This window comes from Streptomyces sp. HUAS CB01 (assembly GCF_030406905.1).
In the GTDB taxonomy this organism is placed as follows: domain Bacteria; phylum Actinomycetota; class Actinomycetes; order Streptomycetales; family Streptomycetaceae; genus Streptomyces; species Streptomyces chengbuensis.
The window spans coordinates 6,156,507-6,175,252 of the sequence record NZ_CP129137.1; the positions used below are offsets into that span (position 1 = coordinate 6,156,507).

Below are 18,746 nucleotides of genomic sequence, written 5' to 3' on the forward strand. Positions count from 1 at the left end.
GGCGCCGGCGATCCGGGGGAACGCCCACGGGACGGCGCGCGGCGGACGGCCCCGTGGAGGGACTGTCAGTGCCGCGTGCGAGAGTTCTTCGTCAGCAGGACCGACAAGGGGGGACGATGACCTGGCACCGTGAGCGGCTGGTGGGCTTCGATCTGGAGACGACGGGCACCGACCCGCTCTCGGCGCGGATCGTGACGGCGGCGGTCGTCACGGTCGACGGCGACGGCACGGTGGAGCGGCGCACCTGGCTGGCGGACCCGGGCGTCCGCATCCCGGCGCAGGCGTCGGCGATCCACGGCATCAGCAGCGAACGGGCCGCGGCGGAGGGCCGCCCGGCCAGGGAGGTGGCCGCCGAGACGGCGGCGGCGCTGGCCGGGCACTGGGCGCGCGGTGTGCCGGTCGTGGCGTACAACGCCGCGTTCGACCTGACCCTGCTCGCCGCCGAACTGCAACGGCACGGTCTGCCGCCGCTCCTGGACACCGTGCCGGTCGTCGACCCCTACACGATCGACCGCGCGGTCGACCGCTACCGGCGCGGCAAGCGCACGCTGGAGGCGGTCTGCGCGGAGTACGGCGTGGTCCTCGCCGACGCCCACGAGGCGTCGGCCGACGCCCTGGCGGCCGTCCTGGTCGCCCGTGCGATAGCCGACCGTCATCCGTCCGTCGCCGCGCTCTCCCCGGCCGACCTCCATGCCCGCCAGATCGGCTGGTACGCGGAATGGGCGGCGGACTTCCAGGCGTTCCTCCGCCGCAAGGGCGAGAAGGACGCGGTCGTCGACGGCACCTGGCCGCTGCGCGCCCTGGCACCCGTCCCCGGCTGATCCCGTCGCCCGGGCGGACGCGGGCCCTGTCGCGGCCCGGTCACTGCGGGCCGGTTGCGATCGGGCGGTGTGCCTGCCCGGTGGTCATCGGCCCTGTCGCGGTCCGGCCGCGGTCCGGCCCGGCGATCTGCGGGCCGGTTGCGATCGGGCCGGTGTCGGCCGGGTGTGGTGTCTCTCGTGGACCCCGCGGTGCGGTCGCCGGGCGACCCGCCGGGTTCCGCGGCTGCCCATCGGGGCGGTCGGGTTTCCCGTGAAGCGCCGGGCAGACGGTGCGCGTCCGTGCCGCGGCACCGGTGCTCCCGAGCCGACGGCCGCCGTCCCCGGCCGGGACGTCGGCCAGGTGGGGCACCAGGGCGGCCGCGGCACACCGGGCAGACCGTGGGCGCGACCGGAACCCGCGGGCGGAGGCTCCGTCAGAACGGGTGCCAGCGCACCTCGGGATCGCCGTCACGCAGCGACGCGACCCGCCGGCGGAACTCGGCCAGGGCGCGGGGGTTCGAAGGCGCGTGCTGAGCAACCCAGGCGCAGCTCGCCGTCTCCCGGGCGCCGCGCAGGACCGTGCAGCCGTCCCACTCACGGACGTCCCAGCCGTAGGCCGAGGTGAACGCGTCGTACGCCGCCGGGTCGAGTCCGTAGCGGTCGCGGGACAGGGCGAGGACGACCAGGTCGTGCTCGCGCAGGTCGGAGGAGAAGGTCTCCAGGTCGACCAGGACCGGACCGTCGGGCCCGACGAGCACGTTGCGGGGGAGCGCGTCGCCGTGGACCGGCCCGCGCGGCAAGTGCGGCGTCAGCGTGGCGGCCGCGGCCGTGAAGCCGTCCCGGCGCTCCCGCAGATAGGCCGCGTCCGCCGGGTCGATCGCGTCCCCCGCCAGCCGCAGCCACCGCTCGACACCCCCGAGCAGCTCCCGTCGCGGCAGCGTGAACGGCGCTTCCGGCAGGGCGTGGACCTGCCGCAGGAGCGGTGCCAGATCGCGGGGTTCCGCCGGGCGCACCGCCTCGGGCAGCCGGTGCCACACCGTCACCGGATGGCCCTCGACGAGCCGTGCCTCCGGCTCGGCGGCCCGTACCGCCGGGACACCGGCCGCTTCCAGCCACGCGGACACCGCCAGTTCGCGTGCCGCGCGCTCCAGCAGCTCGGCGCTCCGCGCGATCCTCACCACGCGGGCGCCGACCGCGAACACCGCGTTCTCGCCGAGCGCCAGCAGCTCCCCGCTCCGCGGCAGCCCGGCGGCCGCCAGGACCTCCCGCGCCCGTGTCTCGTCCATGGCGCGAATTCTCGCATCCCCGCAGGTGGGGTCGGCGCACGCGGGGTTGACGAACCGACGGCCCGTCAGCACGATGGCGAGGGCCGCTGCATTTTCGCAAAGGGGTCGATTCCGTGACATCGGCGACCGCAACGGAGCGGTCCGGCAGGGCGAGTCCGACACCGCGCCCCCAGGCGCGGCGCCCCGGCACGGACCACGGAGCCTGGTTCCTCGTCCTGCCCGCGCTGATCCCGATCCTCGTGCTCAGCGTGGGCCCGCTGCTCTACGGCATCGCGCTCTCCCTCACCGACGCCCAGTCCGGCCGTACCCGGGCCACCCGGTGGACGGGTACGCTCAACTTCCAGGACCTGCTGCACGACACGCTGTTCTGGGAATCGTTCCGCATCGGCCTGGTGTGGGCCGTCGGCGTCACCCTCCCGCAGGTCGTGCTGGCGCTCGGACTCGCGCTGCTGCTGAACCAGAACCTCCGGCTCCGCTGGCTCGCCCGGGCCCTCGCGATCGTCCCGTGGGCCATGCCGGAGGTCGTCGTCGGCATCATGTGGCGCCTCGTCTACCACCCCGACGCCGGAGTCCTCAACGAGACAATCCGCGATCTCGGGCTCGGCGACGGCCGGGACTGGCTCACCGGCCTGGGCACCGCCCTGCCGGCCGTGATCGTCGTCGGCATCTGGTCCGGGATGCCCCAGACCACCGTGGCCCTGCTCGCCGGACTCCAGAACACCCCGCGGGAACTCCACGAGGCCGCGGCGCTCGACGGCGCGGGCGCCTGGCGGCGGTTCCGCGCCGTCACCTGGCCCGCCCTGCGTCCCGTCGCCGTCGCCGTCACCGCGCTCCAGTTCATCTGGAACGTCAACTCCTTCGCCCTGGTGTACGTGCTCACCAGCGGCGGTCCCGGCGGCCGCACCCGTCTGCCCATGCTGTTCGCCTACGAAGAGGCCTTCCGCTACGGGCAGTTCGGCTACGCGGCGGCCATGGGCTGCGTCATGGTGGCGGTGATCTCCGTGATGCTCTCGCTGTACCTCGTGGCCCGGCTGCGGGGAGGTGCGCCGCGATGAGCATGCGCACCGGCAGGGCCGCACGGGCCGGCCAGTACCTGGCGCTCCTCGCCTATCTCGTCTTCCTGGCCTTCCCGTTCCTCTGGCTGCTCTCCACCGCCTTCAAGCCGCCCCGGGAGCTCGGCTCGCTCCATCCGTCGTGGATACCGGACGAGCCCACCCTGGCCAACTTCCGCCAGGCGTTCGACGAGCAGCCGCTGCTGCGGGCGGCGGGCAACAGCCTGCTCATCGCGCTGTGCGCGGCCGTCGTCGCCGTCCTCGTCGCGACGCCGGCCGCGTACGTCGCGGCCCGGCACCGCGGACGGCTCGCGAAGGCCGCCACGGGCTGGGCCGTGGTCAGCCAGGCGTTCCCGTTCGTCCTGCTGATCATCCCGCTCTTCCTGATCCTGAAGAACCTCCGGCTGGTCAACACCGTCACGGGGCTGGTGCTGGTGTACGTCGTCTGGTCGCTGCCCTTCGCGCTCTGGATGCTCGTCGGCTACGTGCGGGCCGTGCCCACGGAACTCGAGGAGGCCGCCGCCGTCGACGGCGCCGGACGCGTCCGTACCCTCGTCTCCGTCACCGCTCCGCTGCTCGCACCCGGTGTCGCGGCGACCGCGATGTTCGCCTTCGTCACGGCGTGGAACGAGTTCTTCTTCGCGCTCGTGCTGCTCAAGACCCCGGAGAAGCAGACCCTTCCGGTCGTCCTCACGCACTTCCTCGGCGCGGAGGGCGTCGCCGACCTCGGGCCGCTCGCCGCGGCCGCCTTCCTCGCGACGATCCCCTCGCTCGTGGTCTTCGCGATCGTCCAGAGACGGATCACGGGCGGGATGCTCGCCGGGGCGGTGAAGCACTGATGCGCGCACGTGTCTGGACCGCGGCCGCCGCCGCGCTCGCGCTGCTCCTCATCGGCTGCTCCGCGAAGGACCGCCCGGCCGACGACGGGACGATCACCCTCCGCTTCCAGTCCCTGGCCTGGCAGCAGGAGTCCGTCGCCGTCAACAAGCAGCTCGTGGCGGAGTGGAACGCCACGCACCCCCGGGTGCGGGTCGAGTACGTCCAGGGCAGCTGGGACAGCGTCCACGACCAACTGCTCACCTCGTTCGAGGCCGGTGAGGCGCCCGACATCGTCCACGACGCCTCCGACGACCTCGCCGACTTCGCCTACGGCGGCCACCTCGCCGACCTGCGCGGGCTGCTGCCGGCGCGGCTGACCGCCGACATCCCGCCGCAGAGCTGGGAGACGACGACGTTCGGCGACGGAGTCTACGGTGTGCCGTTCCTGCAGGAGCCACGCGTCCTCATCGCCAACAAGAAGATCCTCGAGGCCTCCGGTGTCAGGATCCCGACCCCCGAGGACCCCTGGAGCTGGGAGGAGTTCCGTCGGATCAGCGAGGAGCTGACCCGACGGGCGGGCCCCGGCCGGTACGGCGTGGCCTGGCCGTTCAGGGACCCGGTCTCCGCGACGCTCAACCTCGGCCTCTCGGCGGGCGGCAGGATGTTCCAGCGGGACGCGGACGGGAAGGCGCGCATCGAGTTCACCGACGCCGACGCGGTCGTTCCCGGCACGGTCCACGACCAGGTGAACGTGGACCGCAGCGCGTTGCGGACCGCGCTCGGCGGAGGCGGTTCGGACGCCCTGCCCGGCTTCTTCGCCGGCAAGTACGCGATGGTGCCGCTGGGGTTCTCGTACCGGCAGCAGATCGCGCAGCAGGCGCCCGACGGTTTCGAGTGGATCGTGCTGCCCGCGCCCGCCGGGCGGGCGGGGCTCGCCCAGGGGGTGAGCCCGCAGACCCTGTCGGTGGCCGCGGACAGCCCCCACAAGGAGGAGGCCGTCGCCTTCGTCGACTTCCTCCTGCGCCCGGCGAACATGGTGCGCCTGGCGAAGGGCGACTGGATGCTCCCGACCGGCCGGCAGGCCCTCGCCGACCCGAACCTGCGAACCGGGGAGGACGGCTGGGCGACGGGCGTGGCGCTCGCGGGCCACCTGCGCCCGGCACCCGCACAGTCGGTGCGCGGCTACCCGGAGTGGAAGGACAAGGTGGCGACCCCGGCGCTGCAGGAGTACTACTCCGGCGGCATCGACCGGGACGAGTTGAGGAGGCGACTGGTCGAGGACGGCAACCTGGTCCTCGCCCGCTACCAGCGCGATTAGTCCGTGTCCGACACATCCCGCCCGGCTCGCGACTCCTGGCCCGCGCACTCGCTGCAGGTCGTCGGATTCATCCGAGGTGCCCGGTACGGGGGTGGCCCTCCGCCTTGTGATGGCGCGCACCGGACGTCCCGAGCCCCGCCCTCGGGTGGACGGTGCCATGTGTCGAGCACGAACTGGTCCCCTCGCAGGCGCTGGAGCCGGGGGGTGCGGAACCACATTGCACGAGACGTATCGTCTCGCTTAGGGTGAGGGCATGACCGCAGCGAAGCGTGCCCACATCGCCATGTTCTCCATCGCCGCCCACGGGCACGTGAACCCGAGCATCGAAGTGATCCGGGAACTCGTGGCCCGCGGGCACCGCGTCAGCTACGCGATCCCCCCGTCCTTCGCCGAGAAGGTCGCCGCCACGGGAGCGGAGCCGGTGCTCTGGGACTCCACGCTGCCGACGGACGACGAGCCGGAGGCCTGGGGGACGGAGCTGATCGACAACATCGAGCCGTTCCTGGACGACGCGATCCAGGCGCTGCCGCAACTCGCCGAGGCGTTCGCGGGGGACGAGCCGGACCTCGTCCTGCACGACATCACCTCCTATCCGGCGCGCGTCCTCGCGCACCGCTGGGGCGTGCCCGCGATCTCCCTCTCACCGAACCTCGTCGCCTGGGACGGGTACGAGGAGGAGGTCGGCGAGCCGATGACCGCCGGGCTCAGGGCCACGGAGCGGGGCAGGGCGTACTACGCCCGGTTCGCTTCCTGGCTGTCGGAGAACGGGATCGGCACCCACCCCGACCCCTTCGTGGGCCGCCCGGCCCGCTCCCTGGTGCTGATCCCCAGGGTGCTGCAGCCGAACGCCGACCGGGTCGACGAGAGCGTCCACTCCTTCGTCGGGGCCTGCCAGGGCGACCGCGCCGAGCAGGGGGAGTGGCGGCGGCCCGCGGGCGCCGGGAAGGTGCTGCTGGTCTCCCTGGGCTCCGCCTTCACCAATCGGCCGGGCTTCTACCGCGAGTGCGTGAAGGCCTTCGGCGAGCTGCCGGGGTGGCACGTGGTGCTCCAGATCGGCACGTTCGTCGACCCGGCGGAACTGGGCCCCGTGCCCGCGAACATCGAGGTACGCGACTGGGTGCCGCAACTGGCGATCCTCAGGGAGGCGGACGCCTTCGTCACCCACGCCGGCGCGGGCGGATGCCAGGAGGGTCTCGCCACCGCGACGCCCATGGTCGCGGTCCCGCAGGCGGTCGACCAGTTCGGCAACGCCGACATGCTCGCCTCACTCGGCGTGGCCCGCCACCTGCCGATGGAGGAGGCCACCGCCGACAACCTCCGCGAGGCGGTGCTCACGCTGGCGGGCGACCCGGAGGTGGCCCGCCGTCTGGAGGGGATCCGCCGCTCGATGCTCCTGGAGGGCGGTACGCGTCGCGCCGCGGACCTCGTCGAGGCGGAACTGCCGCGGGGCTGAGGGCGGTTGAGGGCGCCCGGGCCGCGTCCCGGACGCCCGGACGCCCGTACGCCAGGCCGTCGCGCCTCCCGACCGGCGTCGCGGCGGTGTCCGCGCGGGCACCGCTGACCGGTCCCCGCGACCGTCCCCGTGACGGCCGAAACGGCCCTGGCGGGCCGGGTGTACGCCGCCCGCGTCGCCGCCGTCTTCACCGTGTGACCGCCGGATGACCGCCCCGTCCCGCGGGAGTGACCGTCCGGCCGGCTCCCCCCACGGTTGCGCGGCCGTGGCCGTCGGCGGGCCGAACCCCCCTTATGGATCAAGCCGATCCTCCCGGCGGCACCGGCTGTTCGTGCGCTCCTCCCGGCATCCGGCCCGCACGCCGCGGTGCGGTTTCCGCGCGTCCCCCGCGTGCTCGGCGGCGTATACCCGTATTCGCCGGGGACACACGCCGATTACCGCATGGGCACATTTCCTCGACACAAATTCCCTGCGTGTGAGGGAAGTTCGACCGTCGGTCCGACTTGTGGAGTGCTGGCCGATTTCGTATTACAAACTCTTGTTGATCAAGTCACACCTGGATGAAGGTCTTGATCTGAGCCCGTCAATCGGTCAGGGTTTCGACTCAGCGCCCGGAGATTTTCCTCCCGGGAGCCAATCCCCCCACAAATGATGACGAGGAGAACCCCTCTTCATGGCATCTCACAAGCGCACCAACAGGATGAAGCTGACCGCGGCAATAACCGCCGTTGCGGCCGCCGCCGGAGTGACCGTCCTCAACACCTCGTTCGCCGGCGCGGCCCCCGCGCCCGCCGAGGGCAAGATCTACGGTGCGAACGCCGAAGGCGCCGTCGCCGGCAGCTACATCGTTCTGCTGGACGAGAAGGCGGACAAGAAGGAACTCGCCGAGGAGTACGGCGGCTCGCTTCAGCGCAATTACAGCTCAGCGGTGAACGGCTTCTCCGCCAGCGGCCTTTCGGAGACCGAGGCCAAGCGCCTCGCCGCCGATCCGGCCGTCGACAAGGTCGTCCAGAACAAGAAGTTCACCGTCAACGCCACGCAGGACAACCCGCCGTCGTGGGGCCTGGACCGCGTCGACCAGGCCGACACCGCCGGGGACAGCAAGTACACCTACCCCGACGGCGCCGGCGAGGGCGTCACCGCGTACGTCATCGACACCGGGGTCCGCGTCACGCACAAGGACTTCGAGGGCCGCGCCAGCCACGGCTTCGACGCCATCGACAACGACGAGACCGCCGACGACGGCAACGGCCACGGCACCCACGTGGCGGGCACCATCGCCGGCGCCTCCCACGGTGTCGCCAAGAAGGCGAAGATCGTCGCCGTGCGGGTGCTCGACGACAGCGGATCCGGCACCACCGAGCAGGTCGTCGCCGGCATCGACTGGGTCACCAAGAACCACCAGGGCCCGTCCGTGGCCAACATGAGCCTCGGCGGCGGCGCCGACCCCGCCCTCGACGAGGCCGTGCAGAAGGCCATCGCCGCCGGCGTCACCTTCGGTGTCGCCGCCGGCAACGAGTCCAGCGACGCCGGGCAGGGCTCGCCGTCCCGCGTCAAGGAGGCCATCACCGTCGCCTCCTCGACGAAGGACGACAAGCAGTCCGACTTCTCGAACTTCGGCTCGGTCGTCGACGTCTACGCCCCCGGCTCGGACATCACCTCGGCCTGGAACGACAGCGACGAGGGCACCAAGACCATCTCCGGCACCTCCATGGCGACCCCGCACGTCGTCGGCGCCGCCGCGGTCTACCTCGCCGGGCACAAGGACGCCACGCCGGACCAGGTCGCCAAGGCCCTGACGGACGGTGCCACACCCGACAAGATCGGCAACCCGAGCGAGGGCACGCCGAACAAGCTGCTGAAGGTCGTCGAGTAGCCGACCGGCCGACAGCATGATCGGGCGGCCGCCGTGCCCTCCCCCACGGGGCACGGCGGCCGCCCTATGGTGTGCGCATGGCGAAGACCCACGCGTACGCCGCACTGCTCCGCGGCATCAACGTCGGCGGCCACCGCAAGGTCCCGATGGCCGACCTGCACGGCCTCGTGACGGACCTCGGCCACGGCCACGTCCGCACCTACCTGCAGAGCGGCAACGCCGTGTTCACCAGCGAGACGGACGACGAGGACGCGCTCGCCCGCGGCATCGAACGGGCCGTCGAGGAACGCTTCGGCTTCACCGTGGACTGCCTCGTCCGCGGCGGGCCGTACCTCGCCTCCGTCGTCGCGGACTGCCCCTTCCCGGCCGGCCGGCTCGAGGGCAGGCAGTTGCACGTCACCTACTTCTCGGAGCGTGTCGACCCCGAGCGGTTCGCCCGCGTCGACCGGGACGCCCATCTGCCGGAGGACTTCCGGCTCGGCGACCGTGCGCTGTATCTGTACACACCCGGTGGAATCGGCCGTTCCAAGCTCGCCGACGTGCTGGCACGGTCGAGCGTGAGCAAGGGGCTCGTCGCCACGACCCGCAACTGGAACACCGTCGTCAAGCTCGCGGAGATGACCGGGGACCCCGCCTGAGCCAGGGCATGCCCCCGGGCCCCGCCGGTCCCTCGGACGGCGTCGTGCCGACGGGTCTCACCGGCACGACGACCCGGGGCGCGGGCCGTTTCCCTCCCGCCCGGCGAGCCGGCTCCTCCGGCACGCCGCCTCAGCGCCGGCGGAAGTGCCGGTGCCAGCTGAAGCCGCCGGGCAGCCGCACCGACGCGCTGCCGTGGCCCCCGCTGCCCCGGGTGATGCGGGCCCGGCGCGTGCCGAGGCTCAGGGACCAGCCGTGCGTGCCGATGTTCAGGTGCAGCAGCCTCGGGATGAGCGTGATCCGCTTGTGGTAGTAGAGCGACATGTCGGCCTCCTCGCTGCCATGGTGCCCCGCCGGCTCGTCGTCTCCGTCACGACGGCGCCACGGTCGTGTCACCGCGGGGACCGGCACCCCGCGCCGCCCGGACAACGCACGCGGTCGTCCCCCTGGTTCCCCCGTCCGCGGGCGCGAACGTCCTCCCGCCCGGCGACTGTCGGTGCCGCGGCCTATCGTCGGTCCCATGTACGACGACGGGGACGGGCCGCCGCGTCCGGGCGGCCCGCGCGAGGCGCAGGCACGGGCCGCCGAGGTGCGGGTGGCGTTCGAGGGCATGCTCCAGATCCGCCGGCTGACCAACACCGGCGCCGACCCCGCGTCGGTGCCCGCACCCTGGGAGCTGGGGCGGATGGTCCGTGCCGTGGCACTCGCGCTGGAGGCGGCCGGCATCACCCCCTCCGCCGTCGACGCCGATTCGGGACGGCGGGTGGCCACCGGATACCGGGTGGGCCCCGCCGCGGACGAGCCCGGCACGGTCACGGTCGAATGGCTCGGACCGCCCGGCAGCGGCGCGGCCGGCGAGGAGGAGGGCGCGCTCGCCGACTGCGCGCGGGTGCTGCAACGCCTGGGCTGGGACGCCCTGGTGTACCGGGGGCGGAGCCGGCGCCGCTTCGTCGAGGTCCGGCCACCGCACCCCGGAGGCTGAACAGCCGGGCCGGGCACGGTGATTGGCCCAGCAGAACCGGTGGCCATTGGCCCGGGCGAACGGGACACACCGCTCCTAGGCTCACCGTCATGACCGACGAGCACCGAACCGACGAGCACCGCACCGGCGCACCCCGCACCGGCGCACCCCGAACCGACGAGCCCCGCACCACCGTCGACTTCTGGTTCGACCCCGCCTGCCCCTTCGCCTGGATCACCTCACGCTGGATGCTGGAGGTGGAGCGACTGCGCCCGGTCGACGTCCGCTTCCACGCGATGAGCCTGTATCTGCACAACGACGGGAACGAACTCCCCGGCTGGTACCGCGACCTGGTCGACCGCTCCGTCGGGCCGGTGCGTGTCGCGGTCGCCGCCGCAGAGGCGCACGGCGAGCACGTCCTGCGGGACCTCTACACCGCCATGGGCACCCGTATCCACCGGCGGAAGGCCGAGGACTTCGACACCGTGATCGCCGAGTCGCTCGCGGAGACGGGACTCCCCGCCGCCCTCGCCGGCGCCGCGCACGACCCGGGCCTCGACGACGCGGTGCGCCGCAGCCACGAAGCCGGCAAGGACCCGGCGGGGGACGGCTACGTCGGCACGCCCACCCTCCACGTCGACGGAGCCGTCTGGTTCGGGCCCGTCCTCAACTCCGTGCCCCGGGGGGAGGAGGCGGGGCGGCTCTTCGACAGCTTCCGTGTGCTCGCCGGCCACCCGGACTTCTTCGAACTGAAGCGCACCCGCACGGGGAAGCTCGACCCGCACTGAGCCGCCGGATCCCGGCAGTGGGCAGGGCCCCTCAGCCCGCGGCCGCGAGGCGGCGCACCGCCCGGGCCTCGTCGTACCGGCGCAGCATCAGCCGGGCCAGCGCGGGTGACGGCCCGAGGACGTCGGCCAGTACCTCCGCGCCCGCCGCCCGCGCGCCGTCCGCGATCCGGTCGGGCAGCCGGCCGGGGGCGATGACGTACGGTGCCACCGCCACCCGGGCCACGCCTTCGGCGCGCAGCGCCCGCACCGCGTCCTCGGGACGGGGCGGGCTCGCGGCCGTGACGGCGGAGGCGAACGCAGGCCGCACGGCGCACCAACCGGTGTGCCGCAGCTCCCGCGCCATGTCAGCGATCACTGCGATCGCCTCCGGGTCGGAGGAGCCCGCCGAGGCCAGGACGACCCCGGTCGAGCGCTTGTCGGCCGGGGCCAGCCCGGCCTCGTACAGCCGCTGTTCGACGGCGTCCAGCAGCAGCGGGGACGGGCCCAGCACCCCGGCCTGGGCGAGGCGCAGCCGCGGATGCCTGGCCCGTGCCTCGTTCAGCACGGACGGGATGTCCGTCTTCGCGTGGAAGGCGCGGGTCAGCAGCAGCGGCAGCGCGACCACGTCCCCCACTCCGTCGTTCGCCATCCGCTCCAGGACCTGAGGCACGGACGGCGCGTTGAAGTCCAGGAACGCCGTGCTCACCCGCAGCCCGGGCTCCCGCGACCGGATGTGCCGCACGAGGGCGTGCACGGTCGCGGCGTGCCGCGGGTCGCGGCTGCCGTGGGCGACGACGAGAAGGGCGGGGCGGTCGGGGCCGTGCACGGGATCAGCTCAGCTCTTGACGAGGAGCCCGCGGCTGCGGAGCACCCAGCGCTCCAGCGGGCTGAAGACGAGCAGGTCGACGGCGATACCGACGATCAGGATCAGGATGATCGCCAGGAACACGCCGGGCATGTCGATGTTGTTGCGGCCGTTCTCCAGCAACTGCCCCAGCCCCAGACCCAGGTCGGGGGAGGAGGCGATGATCTCCGCGGCCATCAGAGAGCGCCAGGAGAAGGCCCAGCCCTGCTTCAGACCGGCCAGGTAGCCCGGGAGGGCCGCCGGCATGACGATGTGCCAGGTGCCCTTCAGACCCGTGGCGCCGAGCGTCCGCCCGGCCCGCAGGAACAGCGGCGGCACCTGGTCGACACCGGACACGAGCCCGTTCGCGATCGACGGCACCGCGCCGAGCAGGATCACCGCGTACATCATCGAGTCGTTCAGGCCCAGCCAGATGACGGCCGGCGGCACCCAGGCCACCGACGGCAGCGACTGCAGACCGGACAGGATCGGGCCGATCGCTGCGCGGACGACCTTCACCCGCGACACCAGCAGACCCAGCGGGGTACCGATGGCCAGGGCCAGCAGAAAGCCGAACAGGCCGCGCGACACGCTGGTCCAGATGACCTCGAGCAGGGTGCCCTGCAGCCACATGTCGGACAGGCCCGCCCACACCGCGGACGGAGCGGGCAGCTTGTCCTCGGTCGTGACGCGCGCCGAGACGAGGACCTGCCACACCACGACGACGAGTGCGACCGCCACGACCGGCGGCACGACCTTCCTGACGAGGACCTCGCGGACCGGAGTGCGGCGGACCTCCACGGCGTCGAGCGCGTCCAGGCCGGCCTCGAGGCCGGCGAGGTCGTCCGGCCGGGCGGGCGAGGTGCCCGCCTTCGCGCCGTCGTCGCGGACGTCAGTGCTGGCCATGTCGGCGGATCTCCCCACGCAGTTGTTCAGTGATCTCTACGGACAGCTCCGCCACGGCGGCGTCCTCGATACGGCGCGGCTGCGGAATGTCCACCGTCCACTCGCGGGCCACCCGGCCCGGCCGTGACGACAGCAGGACCACGCGCTGCGCGAGCCGTACCGCCTCGCGGACGTTGTGCGTGACGAACAGGACCGACACGTTCGTCTCGCGCCAGATCCGGGTCAGCTCGTCGTGGAGCACGTCACGCGTGATGGCGTCGAGCGCCGCGAACGGCTCGTCCATCAGCAGCAGGTCGCTGTCCTGTGCGAGCGCCCGGGCCAGCGCGACGCGCTGGCGCATGCCGCCCGAGAGCTCGTGGACGCGCTTGCGGTGCGCGCCGCCGAGCCGGACCAGCTCCAGCAGCCGCTCCGCCTCGGAGCGGCGCTCGGCCTTGGGGACCCCGCGCAGCCGCAGGGCCAGTTCGATGTTCTTGCCCGCGGTCAGCCACGGGAAGAGGGCGTGCTCCTGGAACATCAGGGCGGGCCGCCCGCCCGGCGTCGCGATGGAGCCGGCGGTCGGCCGGTCCAGCCCCGCGATCAGGTTGAGCAGCGTGGACTTCCCGCATCCCGACGCCCCGAGGATGGTGACGAACTCGCCGGGGGCGACATCGAGACTGATGTCGTCGAGGACGAGCTGCGATCCGGCCGGGCCGGAGAAGGACTTCGAGACGTGCTCGATCCTGGCGGCGTGCGACACCGCGGTGGTGTCCTCGGCAGCCTTGGCAAGCGTGGTGGCCATGGTCGTCACCTCCTGGGAACGTTCGGGGACTCGCGTGCCTACTTCGCGCCGAGACCGGCGTCGGCGACCTCGGGCCTGCCCTCGGCCTTCAGCACCTTGTTCAGCAGCGTCAGGTCGTAGATGCCGTTCAGATCGGGCTCGTCGATCAGCTCGGCCTTCACCGCCCACTCCGACTGCGTCTTGAGCGTGGCGGCCAGCGGGTCGTCCGTGATCCGGATGCTCGGCCAGGCCGGGTCGATGACCTCCGGGGCGAGCTCCTTGCCGGTCTCGGCCTTCAGCGCCGCGTTGGCGGACGCCTTGGCCTTCTCCGGGTTGGCGTTGATCCAGGCGTTCGTCTTCACCGTGCCGCGCAGCACGGCCTCGACGACGTCCGGGTGCTCCTTCAGGAACGTCTGCGACACGATGACGTTCGTGATCACGAACTGCTTGCCGGGCCACAGGGCCGTCTCGTCGAGGAGGACCTTCGCGCCCTCGGAGACCAGCTTGGACGCGGTCGGCTCCGGCACCCAGGCGCCGTCGATGGAGCCGGACTTGTAGGCGTCCGGGGTGACCTTGTTGTCCGTACGGACCACGGAGACATCGCCCTTGCCGCTCTCCGCGTCGACCTTCCAGCCCTTCCCGGACACCCAGTTCAGGAACGCGACGTCCTGGGTGTTGCCCTTCTGCGGGGTGGCGATCCGCTTGCCCTTGATGTCGTCCAGGGTCTTGATCCGGTCCGGGTTGACCACGAGTTTCACACCGCCGGACGCGGAACCGGAGATGATCCGCAGGTTCTTGCCCTGGGACTTCACGTACCCGTTGATGGACGGCGAGGGCCCGATGAAGCCGATGTCGAGGGAACCGCCGTTGAGGGCCTCGATCTCGGACGGGCCGGCGTTGAAGGTCTGCGGCGCGATTCTGGTGCCGCCGAGTTCCTTCTGGATCAGGCCTTCCTGGACGCCGACGAGGGCGGTGGCGTGGGTCAGGTTGGGGAAGTAGCCGATGCGGACGGTGTCGGCGGAGAGCTTCTTGCCCTCGGCGGCGACCTCGGACCTCTTGTCCTCCTTGGCCTCGGAGCCGTAGCCGCAGGCGGTGGCGGCGACGGCCAGCAGGGGGAGGGCGGCGGCAGCGGCGAGACCGCGGCGCAGGGTCGTACGGGATGCAGGCACGGGAGGTCTTCCTCTCGGGGGCCCGGTTCCTACGTCCCCCGGTGGTTCCGGGTGGTGCGGGACGTGGCCGGGAGATCGGCGGGTCTGTGTCTTCGTCTGTGGCGCGGCCGGGGTGTCGCGCAGGTCATCGGACACATCGCGTGACACCTCCCGAACCCGCGCCGAGGACACCGCTGCCCACGCGGCCGCCCTCCTTGGCGAAGGTCGCGTACACGTCGATCGTCATCAGAAGTCCCACCCCTCGTCGTCCTGGGCCTGCGCGGGCACGGCGGCGGCGAAGGACTCGCCCGCCATACCCGCCGCCAGGGTCGTGCCGTCCGCCGGGTCGATCAGCAGGAAGGACCCGGTACGGCGGGAGTCCGCGTATGCGTCGAGCGCCAGGGGCTCGGCGGTACGGACCCGGACCCGGCCGATGTCGTTGGCCACCAGTTGCCCGGGAGCCGGGTGCTGGGACAGATCGTCGAGCGTCAGCCGCGACGGGATCTCCTTCACGATCGCCTTCACCGTGCGGGTGGTGTGCTTCAGCAGCACCCGCGTGCCCACCGACAGCGGCGTGTCGGCGACATGGCAGACCGTGGCCTCGACGTCCTGCGTCGTGGCCGGCGCGTCGTCGCGGGGCACGACGATGTCGCCGCGGGAGACGTCGATGTCGTCCTCCAGCAGCAGCGTCACCGACTGCGGCGTCCAGGCGACGTCCACCGGCGCGCCCAGCAGGTCGATCCCCGCGATCCGCGACGTCCGGCCCGACGGCAGCACCGTCACGCTCTCGCCGACGCGGAACGTGCCCGCGGCGATCTGGCCCGCGTAGCCGCGGTAGTCCGGGTGCTCGGCGGTCTGCGGACGGATCACGTACTGCACCGGGAAGCGTGCGTGGCAGCTCGTCAGATCGTGGCTCACCGGCACGGTCTCCAGGTGCTCCAGCACCGTCGGGCCGCCGTACCAGTCCATGTTCGCCGACACGTCCACCACGTTGTCGCCGGCGAGCGCCGAGATCGGGATCGCGGTGATCTCCGGAACGCCGAGCTCGCTCGCGTAGGCCGTGAACTCCTCGGCGATGGACGCGAAGACCGGCTCCTCGTAGTCCACGAGGTCCATCTTGTTCACGGCGAGGACGACGTGCGGGACGCGCAGCAGCGCGGCGATCGCGGCGTGCCGGCGGGTCTGCTCGACCACGCCGTTGCGGGCGTCGACCAGGATCACGGTCAGCTCGGCCGTCGACGCGCCCGTGACCATGTTCCGCGTGTACTGCACGTGCCCGGGGGTGTCGGCCAGGATGAACCGCCGCCGCGCCGTGGCGAAGTAGCGGTACGCCACGTCGATCGTGATGCCCTGCTCCCGCTCGGCCCGCAGACCGTCGGTGAGCAGCGCCAGGTCGGGCGCCTCCTGGCCGCGGGAGCGGGAGGCGTGCTCGACGGCCTCCAGCTGGTCGGCGAGCACCGACTTGGAGTCGTGCAGCAGCCGGCCCACCAGCGTGGACTTGCCGTCGTCGACGGAACCGGCGGTGGCGAAGCGCAGCAGGGTGGTGGCCGACAGCTGCTCGGCCGGCTGCTCGGTGGAGCTGGTCATCTCTAGAAGTACCCTTCGCGCTTGCGGTCTTCCATCGCGGCCTCGGACAGCTTGTCGTCGGCGCGGGTCGCGCCCCGCTCGGTGAGCCGGGAGGCGGCGATCTCGGCGATCACGGCGTCGAGCGTGCGGGCGTCGGAGTCGACCGCGCCCGTGCAGGACATGTCGCCGACGGTGCGGTAGCGGATCAGCCGCTTCTCCACGCTCTCGCCGTCCTTGGGGCCGCCCCAGTCGCCGGCGGTCAGCCACATGCCGTTGCGGGGGAAGACCTCCCGCTCGTGGGCGAAGTAGATCTCCGGCAGCTCGATCCGCTCGCGCTGGATGTACTGCCAGACGTCGAGCTCGGTCCAGTTGGAGAGGGGGAACACGCGGACGTGCTCACCGGGAGCGTGACGGCCGTTGTACAGCTGCCACAGCTCCGGGCGCTGGCGCCGCGGGTCCCACTGGGAGAACTCGTCCCGCAGCGAGAACACCCGCTCCTTGGCCCGGGCCTTCTCCTCGTCGCGCCGCCCGCCGCCGAACACGGCGTCGAACCGGTGCTGCTGGATGGCCTCGGTGAGCGGAACGGTCTGCAGCGGATTGCGGGTGCCGTCGGGGCGTTCGCGGAGCACACCGCGGTCGATGTAGTCCTGTACGGAGGCCACATGGAGCCTGAGGCCGTGGTGGCGGACCACACGGTCGCGGTACTCGATGACCTCGGGGAAGTTGTGGCCCGTGTCCACGTGCATCAGCGAGAAGGGAATCGCGGCGGGCGCGAAAGCCTTCAGCGCGAGATGCAGCATGACGATGGAGTCCTTGCCGCCGGAGAAGAGGATCACCGGCCGCTCGAACTCGCCCGCCACCTCGCGGAAGATGTGCACCGCCTCGGACTCCAGGGCGTCCAGGTGCGACAGCGCGTACGGGCTGTCCGTGTTCCCGCCGGCGGTCATGCCAGCCCCCTCTCGATGAGCAGCGCGTGCAGCGCCTGCGCCGACTCCTGGACCGTCTGGGTGTGCGACTCGATCCGCAGGTCCGGGGACTCCGGCTGTTCGTACGGGTCGTCCACCCCGGTCAGGCCGCTGATCTCGCCTGCCGCCTGCCGGGCGTACAGGCCCTTGACGTCGCGCACGGCGCACACGTCGACCGGGGTCGCCACGTGCACCTCGACGTACGGCGTGCCCTCGGCGGCGTGCCGCTTGCGGACGGCCTCGCGGCTGTCCGCGTACGGGGCGATCACCGGCACCAGGGCCGTCACACCGTTGGACGCCAGCAGTTCGGCGACGAAACCGATCCGCTGGACGTTGGTGTGCCGGTCCTCGCGGCTGAACCCGAGGCCCGCGGACAGGAACTCGCGGATCTCGTCGCCGTCGAGCACCTCGACACGGCGGCCCTCGCCGCGCAGCCGGCCGGCCAGCTCGTACGCGATCGTGGTCTTGCCCGCGCTCGGCAGCCCGGTGAGCCAGATCGTGGCCCCAGTCACGTGCTTCTCCCGTTGGTTCAGGGTCGGTTCGTTCGGATCGTCTGCTGTGTTTCCCGGCGCCGCCATCAGCCGTGCAGCCCGCACTCGGTCTTCGCGCGGCCCGCCCAGCGGCCGGCCCGGGCGTCCTCGCCCTCCAGCACCCGCCGGGTGCAGGGGGCGCAGCCCACCGAGGCGTAACCGTCCATGAGCAGCGGGTTGGTGAGGACACCGTGCTCGGCGACGTAGGCGTCCACGTCGGCCTGCGTCCAGCGGGCGATCGGCGAGACCTTCACCTTCTGCCGCTTCTCGTCCCAGCCGACGACCGGGGTGGCCGCCCGGGTCGGGGACTCGTCGCGGCGCAGTCCGGTCGCCCACGCGTCGTACGCGGTGAGGCCCTCCTCGAGAGGCCGGACCTTCCGCAGCGCGCAGCACAGGTCGGGGTCGCGGTCGTGCAGCCGCGGCCCGTACTCGGCGTCCTGCTCCTCCACCGACTGGCGTGGGGTGAGCGTGATGAGGTTGACGTCCATCACGGCCCCGACCGCGTCACGGGTGCCGACGGTCTCGGGGAAGTGGTAGCCGGTGTCGAGGAAGACCACGTCGACACCGGGGTAGGCCCGCGAGGCCAGATGGGCGACGACCGCGTCCTCCATGGAGGAGGTGACGCAGAAGCGGGGGCCGAAGGTCTCGGCCGCCCACGTCAGGATGTCGAGGGCGGACGCCTCCTCGAGGTCCCGCCCGGCGCGCTCGGCCAGGGACTTCAGCTCGTCCTTGGTCCGTCCGTTCCTCACCGCCGTCATATCGCTTCCCCTCCGCCGTCGTTGTGCCGGAGCCCGCGGGCGAGCAGCCCGAGGAACTTCAGCTGGAAAGCCCGGTTGCACGCGGCGCATTCCCACGCGCCGTGGCCCTGCTCGCTCGGACGCAGGTCCTCGTCGCCGCAGTAGGGGCAGTGGAAGGGGGCGGCGCGCTCGCTCATGACAGCGTCTCCCGGTTCGCTTCTCCGCCCACGCGGCGCAGAGGTGCGGCTTTCGCGGTCGGCTGCGGCCCGGCGGCCGCGTGTGCGTCGCTCACAGCGTCTCCCCGGTTCGCTTCTCCGCCCACGCG

20 protein-coding genes are annotated in these 18,746 nt (G+C 72.4%); 9 read left to right on the forward strand and 11 right to left on the reverse strand.

The annotated features are described in order from the left end of the window. The first annotated feature begins 116 nt into the window (after positions 1–116). Entirely contained in the window at positions 117–821 is a 705-nt protein-coding gene (locus QRN89_RS27090; RefSeq protein WP_290351995.1) for a 3'-5' exonuclease, read from the forward strand. A gap of 413 nt (positions 822–1,234) precedes the next feature. Here the strand turns inward: QRN89_RS27090 and QRN89_RS27095 are convergent, their stop codons facing one another. Beyond that, positions 1,235–2,086 carry a phosphotransferase enzyme family protein gene (locus QRN89_RS27095; RefSeq protein WP_290351996.1) on the reverse strand — a complete coding sequence of 284 codons (852 nt, stop codon included), beginning with the start codon at positions 2,084–2,086 and terminating at the stop codon, positions 1,235–1,237. 113 nt (positions 2,087–2,199) lie between these two features. Between QRN89_RS27095 and QRN89_RS27100 the strand changes: the two genes are divergently transcribed. The 6 genes from QRN89_RS27100 to QRN89_RS27125 all read left to right on the forward strand — a co-directional run bounded on the left by QRN89_RS27100 (position 2,200) and on the right by QRN89_RS27125 (position 9,242). Then, the gene (locus tag QRN89_RS27100; protein ID WP_290351997.1) at positions 2,200–3,141 is read left to right on the forward strand and encodes a carbohydrate ABC transporter permease; all 942 of its coding nucleotides are present in this window, start codon (positions 2,200–2,202) and stop codon (positions 3,139–3,141) included. After that, the gene (locus QRN89_RS27105) at positions 3,138–3,977 is read left to right on the forward strand and encodes a carbohydrate ABC transporter permease (protein WP_290351998.1); all 840 of its coding nucleotides are present in this window, start codon (positions 3,138–3,140) and stop codon (positions 3,975–3,977) included. Before QRN89_RS27100 ends, QRN89_RS27105 begins: the two co-directional genes overlap by 4 nt. Next, positions 3,977–5,275, forward strand: a complete 1,299-nt coding sequence (locus QRN89_RS27110) for an ABC transporter substrate-binding protein (RefSeq protein WP_290351999.1) — start codon at positions 3,977–3,979, stop codon at positions 5,273–5,275. Before QRN89_RS27105 ends, QRN89_RS27110 begins: the two co-directional genes overlap by 1 nt. A 253-nt stretch (positions 5,276–5,528) precedes the next feature. Then, positions 5,529–6,728 (forward strand): macrolide-inactivating glycosyltransferase, encoded by a 1,200-nt coding sequence (gene mgt, locus QRN89_RS27115; RefSeq protein WP_290352001.1) that lies wholly within the window; start codon positions 5,529–5,531, stop codon positions 6,726–6,728. Between the two features lie 673 nt (positions 6,729–7,401). After that, positions 7,402–8,604 (forward strand): S8 family peptidase, encoded by a 1,203-nt coding sequence (locus QRN89_RS27120; RefSeq protein ID WP_290352003.1) that lies wholly within the window; start codon positions 7,402–7,404, stop codon positions 8,602–8,604. Between the two features lie 77 nt (positions 8,605–8,681). Then, positions 8,682–9,242 (forward strand): DUF1697 domain-containing protein, encoded by a 561-nt coding sequence (locus QRN89_RS27125; protein WP_290352005.1) that lies wholly within the window; start codon positions 8,682–8,684, stop codon positions 9,240–9,242. 130 nt (positions 9,243–9,372) lie between these two features. Here QRN89_RS27125 and QRN89_RS27130 read toward each other — a convergent pair whose 3' ends face one another. After that, entirely contained in the window at positions 9,373–9,564 is a 192-nt protein-coding gene (locus QRN89_RS27130) for a DUF4236 domain-containing protein (protein ID WP_290352006.1), read from the reverse strand. Between the two features lie 196 nt (positions 9,565–9,760). Here QRN89_RS27130 and QRN89_RS27135 point away from each other — a divergent pair, with 196 nt between their 5' ends. Together QRN89_RS27135 and QRN89_RS27140 are read left to right on the forward strand one after the other, a co-directional pair. Then, positions 9,761–10,222 (forward strand): hypothetical protein, encoded by a 462-nt coding sequence (locus tag QRN89_RS27135; protein ID WP_290352007.1) that lies wholly within the window; start codon positions 9,761–9,763, stop codon positions 10,220–10,222. A gap of 89 nt (positions 10,223–10,311) precedes the next feature. After that, positions 10,312–10,989, forward strand: a complete 678-nt coding sequence (locus QRN89_RS27140) for a DsbA family protein (protein ID WP_290352008.1) — start codon at positions 10,312–10,314, stop codon at positions 10,987–10,989. Between the two features lie 31 nt (positions 10,990–11,020). On the opposite strand, the gene QRN89_RS27145 is transcribed toward QRN89_RS27140, so the two are convergent. From QRN89_RS27145 to QRN89_RS27185, 9 genes are all read right to left on the reverse strand, one after another. Then, entirely contained in the window at positions 11,021–11,794 is a 774-nt protein-coding gene (locus tag QRN89_RS27145; protein ID WP_290352009.1) for a sirohydrochlorin chelatase, read from the reverse strand. A gap of 9 nt (positions 11,795–11,803) precedes the next feature. After that, on the reverse strand, positions 11,804–12,718 hold the full coding sequence (locus tag QRN89_RS27150) for an ABC transporter permease (protein ID WP_290352010.1): 915 nt from the start codon (positions 12,716–12,718) through the stop codon (positions 11,804–11,806). After that, positions 12,705–13,496, reverse strand: coding sequence for an ABC transporter ATP-binding protein (locus QRN89_RS27155; RefSeq protein ID WP_290352011.1), 792 nt, complete (start codon positions 13,494–13,496; stop codon positions 12,705–12,707). Before QRN89_RS27155 ends, QRN89_RS27150 begins: the two co-directional genes overlap by 14 nt. A gap of 38 nt (positions 13,497–13,534) precedes the next feature. Further along, positions 13,535–14,644 (reverse strand): aliphatic sulfonate ABC transporter substrate-binding protein, encoded by a 1,110-nt coding sequence (locus tag QRN89_RS27160; protein ID WP_290352012.1) that lies wholly within the window; start codon positions 14,642–14,644, stop codon positions 13,535–13,537. A gap of 225 nt (positions 14,645–14,869) precedes the next feature. After that, positions 14,870–16,210: a sulfate adenylyltransferase subunit 1 gene (locus QRN89_RS27165; protein WP_290352013.1), complete on the reverse strand. Its 1,341-nt coding sequence runs from the start codon at positions 16,208–16,210 to the stop codon at positions 14,870–14,872. A gap of 2 nt (positions 16,211–16,212) precedes the next feature. Further along, a complete protein-coding gene (cysD, locus tag QRN89_RS27170; RefSeq protein ID WP_290352014.1) occupies positions 16,213–17,136 on the reverse strand; it encodes a sulfate adenylyltransferase subunit CysD in 924 nt (307 codons plus the stop codon). Next, on the reverse strand, positions 17,133–17,666 hold the full coding sequence (cysC, locus tag QRN89_RS27175; RefSeq protein WP_290352015.1) for an adenylyl-sulfate kinase: 534 nt from the start codon (positions 17,664–17,666) through the stop codon (positions 17,133–17,135). The genes cysD and cysC overlap by 4 nt, the downstream gene beginning before the upstream one ends. 65 nt (positions 17,667–17,731) lie before the next feature. Further along, positions 17,732–18,442 carry a phosphoadenylyl-sulfate reductase gene (locus QRN89_RS27180; RefSeq protein ID WP_290352016.1) on the reverse strand — a complete coding sequence of 237 codons (711 nt, stop codon included), beginning with the start codon at positions 18,440–18,442 and terminating at the stop codon, positions 17,732–17,734. Next, a complete protein-coding gene (locus tag QRN89_RS27185) occupies positions 18,439–18,618 on the reverse strand; it encodes a hypothetical protein (protein ID WP_290352017.1) in 180 nt (59 codons plus the stop codon). Before QRN89_RS27185 ends, QRN89_RS27180 begins: the two co-directional genes overlap by 4 nt. Between the last annotated feature and the right edge of the window lie 128 nt (positions 18,619–18,746).